Source organism: Cohnella algarum (assembly GCF_016937515.1).
In the GTDB taxonomy this organism is placed as follows: Bacteria; Bacillota; Bacilli; order Paenibacillales; family Paenibacillaceae; genus Cohnella; species Cohnella algarum.
Genome location: NZ_JAFHKM010000002.1, coordinates 1,867,327 through 1,880,004, shown reverse-complemented (window position 1 = coordinate 1,880,004; position 12,678 = coordinate 1,867,327). Strand labels below are relative to the sequence as shown.

General features: G+C 56.3%; 12 protein-coding genes and 1 pseudogene. 9 read left to right on the top strand and 4 right to left on the bottom strand.

The window, feature by feature from the left end; translation table 11 throughout:
- Positions 1-186 precede the first annotated feature (186 nt).
- Positions 187-2,043, top strand: coding sequence for a sensor histidine kinase (locus tag JW799_RS08535; RefSeq protein WP_240353581.1), 1,857 nt, complete (start codon positions 187-189; stop codon positions 2,041-2,043).
- On the opposite strand, the gene JW799_RS08530 is transcribed toward JW799_RS08535, so the two are convergent.
- The 3 genes from JW799_RS08530 to JW799_RS08520 all read right to left on the bottom strand — a co-directional run bounded on the left by JW799_RS08530 (position 2,040) and on the right by JW799_RS08520 (position 3,888).
- Positions 2,040-2,279 carry an NHLP leader peptide family RiPP precursor gene (locus JW799_RS08530; RefSeq protein ID WP_080832140.1) on the bottom strand — a complete coding sequence of 80 codons (240 nt, stop codon included), beginning with the start codon at positions 2,277-2,279 and terminating at the stop codon, positions 2,040-2,042. The genes JW799_RS08535 and JW799_RS08530 overlap by 4 nt on opposite strands.
- A gap of 66 nt (positions 2,280-2,345) precedes the next feature.
- The gene (locus JW799_RS08525; RefSeq protein WP_205429401.1) at positions 2,346-3,299 is read right to left on the bottom strand and encodes a hypothetical protein; all 954 of its coding nucleotides are present in this window, start codon (positions 3,297-3,299) and stop codon (positions 2,346-2,348) included.
- A gap of 37 nt (positions 3,300-3,336) precedes the next feature.
- Positions 3,337-3,888: a glutathione peroxidase gene (locus tag JW799_RS08520; protein WP_080832142.1), complete on the bottom strand. Its 552-nt coding sequence runs from the start codon at positions 3,886-3,888 to the stop codon at positions 3,337-3,339.
- A 379-nt stretch (positions 3,889-4,267) separates the two neighbouring features.
- On the opposite strand from JW799_RS08520, the gene JW799_RS08515 reads away from it, so the two are divergent.
- The 8 genes and pseudogenes from JW799_RS08515 to JW799_RS08480 all read left to right on the top strand — a co-directional run bounded on the left by JW799_RS08515 (position 4,268) and on the right by JW799_RS08480 (position 11,950).
- The gene (locus JW799_RS08515; RefSeq protein ID WP_176220581.1) at positions 4,268-5,203 is read left to right on the top strand and encodes an iron-hydroxamate ABC transporter substrate-binding protein; all 936 of its coding nucleotides are present in this window, start codon (positions 4,268-4,270) and stop codon (positions 5,201-5,203) included.
- A 106-nt stretch (positions 5,204-5,309) separates the two neighbouring features.
- Entirely contained in the window at positions 5,310-6,455 is a 1,146-nt protein-coding gene (locus JW799_RS08510) for an AraC family transcriptional regulator (RefSeq protein ID WP_205429400.1), read from the top strand.
- Between the two features lie 42 nt (positions 6,456-6,497).
- A complete protein-coding gene (locus tag JW799_RS08505) occupies positions 6,498-6,929 on the top strand; it encodes a TroA family protein (protein ID WP_205429399.1) in 432 nt (143 codons plus the stop codon).
- A gap of 103 nt (positions 6,930-7,032) precedes the next feature.
- A complete protein-coding gene (locus JW799_RS08500) occupies positions 7,033-8,991 on the top strand; it encodes an AraC family transcriptional regulator (RefSeq protein ID WP_205429398.1) in 1,959 nt (652 codons plus the stop codon).
- 1 nt (position 8,992) lies between these two features.
- Positions 8,993-9,781 carry an IucA/IucC family C-terminal-domain containing protein gene (locus JW799_RS08495; protein WP_205429396.1) on the top strand — a complete coding sequence of 263 codons (789 nt, stop codon included), beginning with the start codon at positions 8,993-8,995 and terminating at the stop codon, positions 9,779-9,781.
- A gap of 184 nt (positions 9,782-9,965) precedes the next feature.
- Positions 9,966-10,121, top strand: a pseudogene (locus JW799_RS08490) (NUDIX hydrolase N-terminal domain-containing protein); the annotation flags it as partial.
- Between the two features lie 127 nt (positions 10,122-10,248).
- On the top strand, positions 10,249-11,448 hold the full coding sequence (locus JW799_RS08485; RefSeq protein WP_080835221.1) for an ISAzo13 family transposase: 1,200 nt from the start codon (positions 10,249-10,251) through the stop codon (positions 11,446-11,448).
- The gene (locus JW799_RS08480; RefSeq protein WP_205429395.1) at positions 11,399-11,950 is read left to right on the top strand and encodes an NUDIX domain-containing protein; all 552 of its coding nucleotides are present in this window, start codon (positions 11,399-11,401) and stop codon (positions 11,948-11,950) included. The genes JW799_RS08485 and JW799_RS08480 overlap by 50 nt, the downstream gene beginning before the upstream one ends.
- A gap of 119 nt (positions 11,951-12,069) precedes the next feature.
- Here the strand turns inward: JW799_RS08480 and JW799_RS08475 are convergent, their stop codons facing one another.
- Complete coding sequence (locus tag JW799_RS08475) at positions 12,070-12,621, bottom strand: DUF1697 domain-containing protein (RefSeq protein ID WP_080832149.1); 552 nt, start codon at positions 12,619-12,621, stop codon at positions 12,070-12,072.
- Positions 12,622-12,678 lie beyond the last annotated feature (57 nt).

Here is a 12,678-nt window from a genome sequence, read left to right as displayed (position 1 = left end):
AAAGGATCATCCTATCCCGAACCGTTTCATTTCCGATATAATGACGTTGCGGAGTTATTGTCTGGGACTATTATCCTTTTTCCGATTTTCGCTTTCGCGGGAAAGTTGTCGAACTTGCATGATGAGCTCGTTTTCTGAGGTGAGGAAATGAATGCATCCCGCTTAAGGGCGGTTATGGTTTTGATTATGGCTATTTTCGCGCTAGCCATCGCAAACCGGCAGACCGGGGCTGCCGAAGCGTCCGAATCTTCGGCCGTTTCGATCAAGGAATGGGAGATTCAATGGTTTGCCGACTCTAATAAGTCCGAACGGCCGCCTTCCCTGACCGGCCCCTGGATTACGGCTGACATAAGCGAGCCCGAAACCTCGATTCCGAAAGGGTACGACGGCGCTTGGGTGCATGTAGCCGTCCCGCCTACCGCGGATTGGCAGACGCCGGGTCTTTTGATCAGTCAACTGTACGGACTCGACATTTCCGTATACGAAGAAGGCCGCCTTCTATACCGTTCCTCCCGCGATTTCAGCTTCGACCGAAACATGCTGCTCCTGGCGCTGGCGCCGAAAACGGAACCTTCCGATCTGTACATCCGCATCGAGTCGATGGATCGGGCGGGTCCGAGCAGCGCCGTCCGGATCGGCGATTTCTACGAGTTGTCCGAAACTTTCATTCGCGAGGAGCTTCCAAGCGTTCTTCTCGGCGCCTCCATCGCTTTCATGGGGCTTCTTATGCTGCTCGTTTCCGGCTATTTGAACGTCCAGCAGCGGCGGGCCTGGGTGTCGCTGAGCCTGATCGCCCTGACGGCGAGCGTCATGATCGTGACGTACTCCACGCTCCCGTTTATCTATTTCGAGGAATTCGGAAAGGGGCTGCAATTTACATTCGATTTGTCGATGCTTACGGTGTTCCCCGCGCTTCACTTTTACGTGGCTTCCGTATTCGAGGGCAAGCTGGCTTTTTTCAAAAGATTCGGCCGCTGGTTCGCGGGCTACTCCGTCCTGGGCTTTCTCGTTCTGATTCTGAACGAGATGATCGGGGACGCGTTCTTTTTCTACTACAAGCTGTTTACGTTCTGGCTTCTCGCGCCCCTGATCCTGGTCCATCTGCTCCTGGTCCTCGGCCAATCGGTAATTCAATCGGTCCGGGGGAACCGGAACAGCACGATCATGGGTTTGGGATTTTTAGCCCTTGCCGTAATGGGCGTCGCGGACATGCTGAAAATTTACGCGAAAGATTCCGTGCCGATCCTCCACCTCTGGAAAGTCGGAATCGTCTTGCTGATCATCTCGCTTATTGTCGTGCTGGCCCGGAAAATTTCGGCGGACCACCGGAGGCTGCTGTCCTATTCGAAGGAGCTGGAGCTGTTCAACCACCAGCTGCAGCGCGCGGAGAAAATGAAAATCATCAGCGATCTCGCCGCTTCGATCGCCCACGAGGTGCGCAACCCGCTGCAAGTGACGAGGGGGTTTTTGCAATTGATCGCCGGCCGATCGGACGAAGCGAGCAAGCCTCACTTCGAGATGGCGATCAACGAGCTGGACCGGGCCTCGGGAATCATTACCGACTTCCTGACCTTCGCCAAGCCCGAGATGGATACGGTCGTCGCCCTCGATATCCAGCAGGAACTGGGCAAAATCGAGTCCATCATCAGCCCGTTGGCCGCCTATCACGGGACCGTTCTTGAAGTCCGCATTCCGGATCGTCTTTACGTGCTCGGGAACCCGACGAAGTTTAAACAGGCTTTTATGAACATGATCAAAAACAGCATCGAATCGATCCAGTCGAACGGAATCGTCAAAATCGAGGCGCATGCCGAGAACGGCATGGCGGTCATTCGCATTGCGGATAACGGCGAAGGGATGGACGAGGAACAAATCGCCAAGCTGGGCGAGCCTTATTATTCGACCAAAACGAAGGGAACCGGGCTCGGGCTGATGGTGACGTTCCGGATTATCGAGGTGATGAAGGGGACGCTGGAGTTCCGAAGCGAAAAAGGAAAAGGAACCGAAGCGTTGATCCGGTTCCCCCTTGCACGTCAACATTAGCTCCAGTGGTATTTCACGCCGGCTTCTCCGCCGACGACGTCCTCCGGATTCGGCGGAATAACGAGATAATAGCTGGTCGTCGTCTCTTCCACGACTTTAAGCTCGATTTCCTGCGGCACCTCGATGCCGAATGCCTGCTTCAGCGCGCTTTTCGGGTCGTTCAGCAACTGCTGCTTAAAAACCGGATCTTCCCAAGCTTTCTTGACGATCTGTACCTTCAAAGCGTCAACGGACATTCCTTCATGACCTCCCTAGGCTTAATGGACTACCTCCCTTATGTTACCATATGAACAACAAATTCGTCATTTGTTTATTGAATTCGACAATATTTGTGTTAAACCGCCTCCGGAGGCAAGCTCATCCACCGTCTCGTCGATCTTTCGGGCTTCCTCCCGGAGTCCTTGCTCGACGGCGAGTTGAAATTCGGCCAGGTGGATCGGCACGCCCTCTATGCGTCTCAGCCGGTCTCCGTACCCGGCCGCGATGTCGGCCAATCGGCCCAAACAGCGGCGACGATAGATCGCCCGCTTGACGAGCCGTTCGTCCAGCGGACCTTCGGCCGCTCCCGCGAGCACTTCCCGGACAAGCGTCAAAAAAGCGTTGCGGTTCGGCTCGTCCAAGTCTTCCCGCCAGTCCGTCCAGTCGTCGGATAACTGCAAGACGGCGAGCGCGAGATCGACCGCCGTTTCCATGTCGGCAATGCGCTCCTCCTGTCCCGCCCCGATCAACAGCCCGGCCGCGCACAGCTTGACCGGAGCGGCTTTGCCCGCCAGCTGCCGGAAATCCCGGGGATCGGCCGGAGACGATCCTTCCCGGTTCATGGCGGACGCCCACTGCTCCATATAGTCGCGCTCGTACGTCCACAAAGGGGAGTCGAGCGGGAAATAACGGCCGTACCGCCGCCGGAAATAAACATGGAGCATTTGCCCGAGCGCCATGGATTTGCGTTTTCCCGAAGGAAAGCGCCCCGTTCCTCCGTCCATCGCATCGTCCAATATGAAAAAATGAAGCATCGCGTACAAATTCCCGACCGCCAGGTGATGGCAAAGCTCTGTCGGCGCTCCCGCTTCCTCCTGCAGCCAGTACGGCAGCAGGAAGCTGATCGCGTTGGTGCCGCCCCCGTTCCGCAGCGGATGGCTGCGCAGCAGCAAAGCCCGGCCGAGCTCCCGCAATTCGGCGGGCAGCTCCGCCAGCTCCCGCGAAGCTTCTTCGAACACCCTTTCAATCTCGTCGCGGAAACGTTCGATCCCGTTCATAGGCCGTCCTCTTCTCGATGGAAATCATCCTATTCTACTAGTTAAACAGCAGCTCCTCGATTTCCTTCTCGATGTCCGGCGGCTCGACCGTCGTTTCGAACCTCCCCTTCACCTCGCCGTCGCGACCGACCAGAAACTTCGAAAAATTCCACTTCACCCCGTCGCCCGCGTAAATGTCCGGATCGTTTTCCATCAGGAAATCCCTCATTTTCCGGCCTTCCGCGCTCCCGGCATCGAAGCCTTTAAACGGCGCTTGCTCCGTCAAGTATTGAAAAAGCGGATGGGCGGACGGGCCCCTCACGTCCGTTTTCTCGAATAAAGGGAACGTCACGCCGAAGTTCCTTTCGCAATAGTCCCGAATTTCCGAATGGCTTCCCGGCTCCTTGCCGTTAAATTGATTGCACGGAAACCCGAGGATTTCGAAGCCTTGTTCCCGCCGTCTTTCGTAAAGCTTTTGCAGACCGGTCAACTGGCGCGAATAGCTGCATTTGCTGCCGATGTTGACGATCAGGAGCGCTTTTCCCCGGTAGGCCGATAATTCGATTTCCTTCCCGTCGATCAGCGATGCCCGAAATCGGTATACGGACATGTGGACAACCTCCTCGGAATTGAAAGGATAGAGCAAACTTAACATTAAAAAGACAATAGGTGAAATATATAATGCATATAGGGTCTATAAGATTATTGAATAAGCGCGGCGATGAATAGGGTCGTCTGAAGCTGACGCTGCGTGTTTCTTCAAGGGTATTTTTCCGGCCGGGCCGATCGAACCTCCGGACTTGTACCCGTTTGTATAAAGATTTATGCCCTTTTCTCCATTGCTTGCAGAATAAGGCGACTCTATAATGCTTATCAATGATAATAATTCTCAATTCGACTCTCAGGGGGACGCGATGGCTAAATTCAAGTTTGGATTCGTCTTGTGCGCTTTGGCATTGTTGGCAAGTCTGGCATTAGGAGCCTGCGGGATGAGCAATGAAGCCGCCGAAACGGCGGGTACAGCGGGTACGGCGGCGAGCGAAGCAAGCGGCGACGCGCCGGGAGGCGAGAGCGCTTCGCCTTCGGCGGAAGCGACGCGAACGGTTACGCACGAAATGGGCGAAACGGTCATTCCGGCGAATCCGCAGCGGATCGTCGCCGATCAATACGTCGGCCATTTGCTGGCGCTCGGCATCAAGCCTGTCGGAGCAAGAGGCGACCTGATCGATACCCCGTTTTTGAAAGATCTTGCAGCGGATATCGCCGATACCGGAAGCCCGATGTCGCCGGAAAAGGTGCTTGAACTGAAGCCCGATTTGATCATTGTGCAAGACGGGGAAAACTACGAGCAATTGTCGAAGATCGCTCCTACGATCGTATACGAATATGGCAAGCTGAATTCGATCGAGCAATTGGAGCTGTTCGGGGAGATTCTGGGCAAACAGCAGGAGGCGCAGCAATGGAAAGAAAACTTCGACCGAAAAGCGGCCTCCTATAAAGAACAATTGGCGAGCGTCATCGCCGAAGGCGAGACGGTATCGATTGTCGAGGTATGGGCGCAGGGCACGTTCGTATACGGAAACAACTGGGGCAGAGGCGGATTCAGCCTGTATAACGCCCTCGGGTTGTCCGCTCCGGAGATCGTAGAAAACGAAATTCTGAACAAAGAACAGTACCGGCAGATCTCTCTGGAGGTTTTGCCGGACTATGCCGGCGATTATATATTTCTGACCGTCTACGAGGCGGACGGCGGAGACAAAGCGGCGCAGGAGATCAAAGAAAGTCCGATCTGGCAGAGTCTCCCCGCCTTCAAAAATAACCGGATCATCGAATTGAATATCGACGAAATGGCGCCGGGAGATCCGATCTCCCTGGAAAAGCAGATGGATATCCAGGTGGAGAGTCTTCTTGCCGCCCAATCCTGAATTCGCCTGGACAAGCAGAAGTCGGACCGTTGCGGGTCCGGCTCTTTTTTTATACAATGGACTCACTTAATGATAATAATTCTCATTCGAATGGTGTGAGCTGCGCATGCGAGATCCCGATACGAGCCCGGTTCCGTCGATTGGCTGCGTTCCCGTCGACATTCAGCTGCTGTCCATGCGAAATGGCTGGCGGGCCGAGCGTTCCGACGATGTCCGCTTGCTGCTGGTCGTCATAGAGGGGCAAGGCGCGCTGCGTATCCATGGCCGCCGCTGCAAGGTTCGCCATGGCCAATGCATTTGGGTAGAGCCCGGCATATCCGTTCGCGCGGGAACGAAGGGGGAGTGCGGTTTCCGTCTGTTCGTTTGCGCGTTTCTCCTCTTTTCCGCCGGATCGGCGCCGCAGGTAGAGACCGGGAGTTCCGGCTTTGTTTGCTGGGATGGAATCGGATCGGGATCGTTCGCCAAAACGGTCATGCATCTGCAAGAATTGCTGCGGCACGGCAGAAGCGCCGAGTTTGGCCGGCAGCTTCGCAACCAGGCGATTTTTCAGGAGATCATGCTAGCGGTATGGTCGGAGGCCGGAGACGGCCCCCCTTCTTCGCGGCACAACTCCCGAAAGGCCGTGGAACGGGCCGCGGCCTATCTGGAGGCTCATTTTGACCGCGATATCGACATCGAACGGCTCGTTGCGGACGCCATGATCGGGAAGCGCTACTTCAACCGGTTGTTCCGGGAACTCACCGGTTCGAGCGTCACGGAATACGTCACGACGCTGCGGATGAACCATGCCCGGCATTTGCTGTCGCAAAGCGGTTCGCGCGTAAAAGACGTGGCTTCGGCGGTGGGCTACCGGGACGAGTTTTATTTCAACCGCAAGTTCAAACAGTCCTTCGGCGTCGCTCCGGGACAGTACTCGCGCAACCTCAAGTACGACAAGAAGCTGTTCGCCACGCAATATTTGGGGCATCTCCTGTCGCTCGGCATCCGCCCCGTCGGAGCGACAAGCAATGTGATGTCGCACTCGTTCCTTAGAGAGCTTGTGGAAGGAATCGAGTCGGTCGATCCGCCCCTGTCCGTCGAGCGGGTCGGCGAATTGGACCCCGATCTCATTATCGGCTGGGAGCCTTCCGATGAGGAGAAGCTGTCCGCCGTTGCCCCCGTCGTTCTCTTGCCCTACGGCGAAGGCACTTCGATGGATCACTTCCTGCGCCTGGCGGACATGCTGGACAAGCGAAAGGAAGCCCGGCAGTGAATCGGCCGATATGAAGCGAAGGCCAAGCGTCTGCGAAAAACGTTGGACGGGGCCGTCGGACCGCGGGAGACGGTATCGATCATCGAGGTATGGGGGCACGGCATCGTCATTTACGGCAACCGGTGGGGCCGGGGCGGTTATAACCTGTATAACGGTCTGGAATTGAATCCTCCGGAGCCGGTGCTGCAGCACTTGATTGACAAAGAGCCGTACCGGACGATCACGCTCGAGCAATTGCCCGCGTATGCCGGGGACCGCGTCTTCCTGACCGTGTACGGGGAGGGCGGCGGAGCCGAGCGGGCGAAGGAAATGAAGGCAAGCCGGATCTGGGCGGATCTCCCCGCCGTCAAACGCGGATGCGTCTATGAAGTCGACATTCAGCGCTTCGGCGCAGGGGATCCTATATCGCTCAGCAGACAGCTGGATATTCAGGTCCGGTTGCTCCGGACGGGGGGCCGGGGAAGGTCGACCTGACGGATCTGGTCCTTGCCGATGTCATGGACGCGAGGCGCCAATCGCTTGTTCCGGATTTGATATAATGGCTTAGCCTGCTTTATGGCTTGGGGGGGATGGAAGATTGCTGCAGAAACAACTGCCGATATGGAATAACGCGGCCTTTAAAGTGCTTGATGTGCGGCGCTCCGCCGTGCCGGCGGGAGACAGCGCGCGCTTTATTCGGCTGCCGGCCGGCGCGTTTTTGTACGCGTGCGGCGGGAGAGGACAAATACGGATCGACGGCGTTGTCCACACGATCGACCGCAGCTATGTTTGCCATGCCGGCAAAGGCGCATCGCTGGACATCGTCCGGGTGACGGAGACCGTCGACTATTTTCTCATCTACTATAAAGCGGTCATGATGCCTCCGTATCGTCGGAAGCTGCTCGATCTATACCGCGATTATAACCCTTTTCAGGCTGCGTACGGTTTTGTCCCCGCCTCCCCGCTTGAACTTTATGCGAGAATGGAGCAGATGTATCTGCAGTGGGAACGGGAAGACCCGTTGGAAAAATTCCATGTGCGGGCTCTCTTCCACCAACTCGTCTACGAATTGCTGAGGCAGCTGCAGCGAGCGGAAAATGCGCAAACCTTGCGGACCGATCTGATCGACCGGGCCGTCCGCTATATCGAACGGCACTATGCCGAGCCGCTTGACTTGCGGGAGCTCGCGGAGGTTCTTCAATGCGGAGTCAGGCAGCTGCAACGGCAGTTCAAGGCGTATTGCCGAATGAGCCCCATGGAGTATGTGACCCGGGTGCGCATGGAACAAGCCAAGGGGATGCTGCAAAGAACCGATGCGTCGATCAAGGAAGTCGCCGAAGCCGTCGGATATGTCGATGCGTATCATTTCAGCCGCTCCTTCAAAAAGCATTTCGGCTTGTCCCCTCTGCAATTTCGGCGCAAGCGTCGTTCGGATGCATTTTCGCTGTCGTCCTCGTCCATTGGCGCAAGCCGCGACCTCTCGTATAGTTATGTCGATGATGAAAATCATTATCACTACACAGACAGAGGAGCGGCAAAAATGCATTCGCGTACGAAATCATTGGCGGCGGTCAATTTCATGCTGATTATCATGCTACTGTTGGGAGCATGCTCTGCGGGCGGCAGCGGAAGTCCCGCATCCGGCAACGGAGCGTCGGCGACCCCGTCCTCCGTTGCAACGCCGGTTCCGACTCCGGCTCAAACGCAGCAAAGCAGCTATCCGGTTACGATCAGCCATGTCAAAGGGGAGCTTACCCTCGAGCAAAAGCCGGAGAACATCGCCGTGCTGGACGTTCAGTATGTCGATCAGCTGGTGGCTCTGAACGAGCAGCCGGCCGGAAGCGTCAAGGCCGCCGGAGCGGCCGCGGACTTCCCCGAATATCTCAGCGGCAAGCTTGCGGACGTGAAGGTGCTCGGGACCTATGAGGAGCCCAACTTGGAAGCCGTGCTGGCCATGAGTCCGGATTTGATCATTTGCACCGAAGTGCACGAAAAGATCTACGAGAATCTGTCCAAAATCGCGCCGACCGTCATGCTCATGCGCAACGAGGACTGGCGGGATACGCTGGTCACGTTCGGCAAAATCGTGGGCAAGGAGCAGGAAGCCGAGCAAGTGCTCGAAGCCTACAAAGAAAAAACGGCCAAGTTGTCCGCCGAGCTTGCCGCCAAGCTGGACGGCCAAAGCGTCGGGCTGATCCGCCCGCGGGACAACGAGATTCGCGTGCATACGCCCAAGCACCGCACGGGAGCAATTCTTTACGACGACCTGGGCCTGATCGCCCCGAAGCCGACGACCGAAGTCGACGATACGGCGTATCACATCTCGTTGGAAGCGCTGGCCGATGTCGGCGCCGACCACCTCTTCCTGCTGACGGACGACATGTTCGCGGAGATGGTAAAGGAAGTTCAGGAGACGGCAACCTGGAAGTCTCTCGAACCGGTCAAGCAAAATCGCGTCTACACCGTAGATACGACCATGTGGATCGGCTACTACGGCCCGATGGCGATCAACCTCGTCGTCGACCAGGTCGCGGAAGCTTTGCTGGGCACGTCTTAACATGCCGGGCCCTCTTACCGCTTCGGAATGGACGGACTTGTCCGAGCGCTTCGGTCTGCTCAGGCAGGACAGCCCGCGTTCGTGCCGAAGGAGCGTGCGCGCCGCCGATTTGCTCGATCGCGAAACGCGCGAGCAATACCTCGATTGGCTGGGCGGCTATATCGGGTCGCCGTCGCGCAGGGTGACGGCATCCACGCTGGTCAAGAGGTATGCTTATCTCGCCGTTTCGCCCGCTTTGTATGCCATGAGCGTTTATAACAAAGAGTTAACGCTGCGATTGGAGCACTGCTTTCTGGAGACGTATGCGGACCCGGAACGCCATCCGGGCGGTACGAAGCTTCCCCATCTTCGTCTGGCGGACGATCGCTCGACGGAGCCCGAGCCCGGAAGGCGGGATGAGTGGCGCGAACGGTCGGTGCGGGAGCTTTTTGCCGGGCATGTCGCCCCCTTGCTCCGCGCTTTGGCCGAGACCGCCCGCATCCCTCCCGTCGTGCTGTGGGAAAATGTCGTCGTGCGAATCGTCCCGCTATTCGAGGATGCGCTTGAGGAGGCGGGCGACCGGGATGCCGCCGGCCGCATTCGCGAAGATTTTCGCTATCTTGTCCGCGAGATCCCCGGGGAACCGTTCGGCGAGCGGCGCAATCCGCTGTCCGGGCTGGTCGATCCTGCCGGCCTTGAGTCCGGCGACGGTTGCCGGCACCGGTTGCGGCGCACCTGCTGCCTTTATTATGAAATATCGGCGGAGTACTGCAGGCGCTGCCCGCTCCCCGGAGCCTCCGGCTCATCCTGACGAAAACGCCCCCTGCCGTCTTTCCGGCGGTTGGGGGCGTATTCGCATTTGAAGCCGAAGCCATTCGTTTCGATCGTTGCGGGCTTTCGGAGCCGCTTCCGAAGATCGGAACCGGCAAAGGATTTCCCGGATCGAAGTAGAATGAAGAAGAAACGATAAAAGTCGGAGATAGAGGAGCGAAACGATGACCGAGCCGAAATGGTTGGAGTGGGCCAAACAGATCCAGGCGATCGCCCAAACCGGGCTGACCTATGCGAAAGACGTCTACGATATCGAACGGTACGAAGCGTTAAGGCAGCTTAGCGTGGACATTCTTGCAAACTATGGGACTGTAGCGAAATAAACACCCTAATAAATTACACATAAGGCTGGAAATGAAGAAAGCGCGATGTAGCGAAATCTGGTAGACTGGTAGAAACAACGGCTTGGCAGGAGAACGGCCTCCAACCCGAAGGAGGAATCCTCTCATGCAGAATACGTTGAAGCAACGTTACGAACAATTGAGCCCCTTTCTGAATGAACGTCAGAGACGATTATTTGCGGCAACTGAAGCCCTCGCTTATGGTCGTGGAGGGATCGCATTCGTCGAACGAGAATTGGGAATCAGTCATAAAGTCATCCAAGCGGGCATTCGGGAATTGAAGAACCCGGAGCAGATCGACCCTGAACGGATTCGGAAATCGGGTGGGGGTCGGAAGCGAACGGTGGATACGGATCCGACGCTGCTGAGCGATCTGGAGAAGTTGATTGATCCCGCTACCCGAGGTGAACCCGACTCGCCTCTGCGCTGGACGAACAAGAGTACGCGTAAACTCGCTGCCGCCTTGAATGAAATGGGGCACAAGACCGACAACAAGATGGTAGCCACGCTATTACACGAGCTCGGCTACAGTCTGCAGGCCAATCGAAAAACAGAAGAAGGCGGTCGTCATGAAGACCGTGATGCGCAATTTCAGCATATTCACGATCAGGTGCAGGCCTTCCAAAACGAAGGAGAGCCGGTGATCTCCGTGGATACCAAGAAAAAAGAGTTGGTCGGCGACTTCAAAAACGGCGGTGTCGAATGGCAACCCAAAGGCAGCCCGGAGAAGGTACGCGTTCATGATTTTCAAATCCCCGAGCTCGGAAAAGTCAATCCATACGGCGTCTATGATCTCAGCGCGAATGCCGGATGGGTGAGCGTAGGCACGGATCACGATACGGCAGCTTTTGCGGTAGAAAGCATCCGCCGTTGGTGGACGGCGATGGGTCAAGCTACCTATCCAAACGCCACGAAGCTCCTGATCACAGCGGATGGAGGCGGAAGCAACGGCTCTCGTGTACGGCTGTGGAAGACGGAGTTGCAGACGTTGTCGGACGAAACGGGGTTGTCCCTATCGGTCTGCCACTTTCCACCGGGGACGAGCAAATGGAACAAGATTGAGCATCGTCTGTTTTCATGCATCACCCAGAATTGGCGGGGAAAGCCGCTAACCAGCCACGAGGTCATTGTCAATCTGATTGCGTCCACGACGACAACAACCGGGCTGAAGGTACAGGCCGAGTTGGACACAACAGCGTACCCAAAAGGAATCAAAGTAACGGATGAAGAACTGGCCCAAGTAAACCTAGAAAAAAATGACTTTCATGGAGAATGGAATTACACGATTTCACCTAGAAATAGGTAGTTTAATTTGCTACAGTTCCTATACATGGGCCGGAAAGGAACGGATCCGGCTCGCCTTTGCCGGCGAGACCGGATACGCCACGCCCAAAACGGATATCCGGGCCGTCGTATTCCGGGACGGGAAAATTTTGCTCGTTCGCGAAAAGATCGACGGAGCCTGGGCCTTGCCCGGAGGGTGGGCCGACATCGGCCTGTCCCCTTCCGAAGTTGCCGTGAAGGAAGTGCGGGAAGAATCGGGGTATGAAGTGAAGCCGGTCCGCCTCTTGGCCGTTCTGGACAAGAAATTCCATGACCATCCGCCCGAGCCTTATCATATCTACAAGCTGTTCATCCGCTGCGACATCGTCGGCGGCCAGGCCCTCAGCGGCGTGGAGACGAGCGATGTGGGCTTTTTCGCCCAGGACGGGTTGCCGGAGCTTTCCGTCGAGCGGAATACGGCCGCGCAAATCCATGCCATGTTCGAGTTCTTGCGCGATCCTGCGAAAGAAGTGTTGCTGGATTAGAACAGCTTGGGTTATCCAGTTAAAGTTTTCCTCGAATCAGACCGAATCGGGCAGCCTGTTACGCCCGTTTTGACGGTTCTGATCCGTAACTTGCTAACCGGTTTTCGCTCCACGTTGCGTTATGCCTGATTGGCGGCGGCCTGCATCAGGTCGTATATTTTGCGGGCCGTATTAACGTTGCGGACGGTGACTTGCCGATAAAGCTTCGTGCCGATGATCTTGGTCATGCCGCTCTTGGCGGCATTGATTTTATCGTACGACCATAAAATCGCCCCCGGAGCATAGATGACCCGATCGATCCCGGGCTTGACGGGCAGCTCCTCCAGTACGGACTCGCGATCGTATTCCTCCCATAGATAAAGAACGTCGCTTTTCATGTTCGCGTCGTTCGTCCAGTCTTCGGGAAGCTTGTCCATAATGATTCCGATTTCGTCCAGGGTCCGAATCATCACCCGAATGGCAAGTCCGAAGTCGGCAAGAATGGCTTCCTCCAGCTTGGCGGCTAGTTCCTCCGAAGTACGCAGCTCGTCCGAGAAAATGATGTTGCCCGAGTTGATATAGGTGACGACTTGAGCGAGTCCCAGCCCTTCGAACGTGCGTTTGAGCAGCTTCATATCGATTTTATTGTTGCCGCCTACGTTAATTCCCCGTAGCAAAGCTACGAATACCATCGTTATTCCTCCCATTCGAATCCTGATTCAGTTAGAGTATACAATTATTATAGGGGC

Coding starts and splice junctions, on each gene's coding strand:
- JW799_RS08535 (WP_240353581.1), top strand. CDS start 187: ATGGCTATTTTCGCGCTAGCCATCGCAAACCGGCAGACCGGGGCTGCC.
- JW799_RS08530 (WP_080832140.1), bottom strand. CDS start 2,279: ATGTCCGTTGACGCTTTGAAGGTACAGATCGTCAAGAAAGCTTGGGAA.
- JW799_RS08525 (WP_205429401.1), bottom strand. CDS start 3,299: ATGAACGGGATCGAACGTTTCCGCGACGAGATTGAAAGGGTGTTCGAA.
- JW799_RS08520 (WP_080832142.1), bottom strand. CDS start 3,888: ATGTCCGTATACCGATTTCGGGCATCGCTGATCGACGGGAAGGAAATC.
- JW799_RS08515 (WP_176220581.1), top strand. CDS start 4,268: ATGAGCAATGAAGCCGCCGAAACGGCGGGTACAGCGGGTACGGCGGCG.
- JW799_RS08510 (WP_205429400.1), top strand. CDS start 5,310: ATGCGAGATCCCGATACGAGCCCGGTTCCGTCGATTGGCTGCGTTCCC.
- JW799_RS08495 (WP_205429396.1), top strand. CDS start 8,993: ATGCCGGGCCCTCTTACCGCTTCGGAATGGACGGACTTGTCCGAGCGC.
- JW799_RS08485 (WP_080835221.1), top strand. CDS start 10,249: ATGCAGAATACGTTGAAGCAACGTTACGAACAATTGAGCCCCTTTCTG.
- JW799_RS08480 (WP_205429395.1), top strand. CDS start 11,399: ATGACTTTCATGGAGAATGGAATTACACGATTTCACCTAGAAATAGGT.
- JW799_RS08475 (WP_080832149.1), bottom strand. CDS start 12,621: ATGGTATTCGTAGCTTTGCTACGGGGAATTAACGTAGGCGGCAACAAT.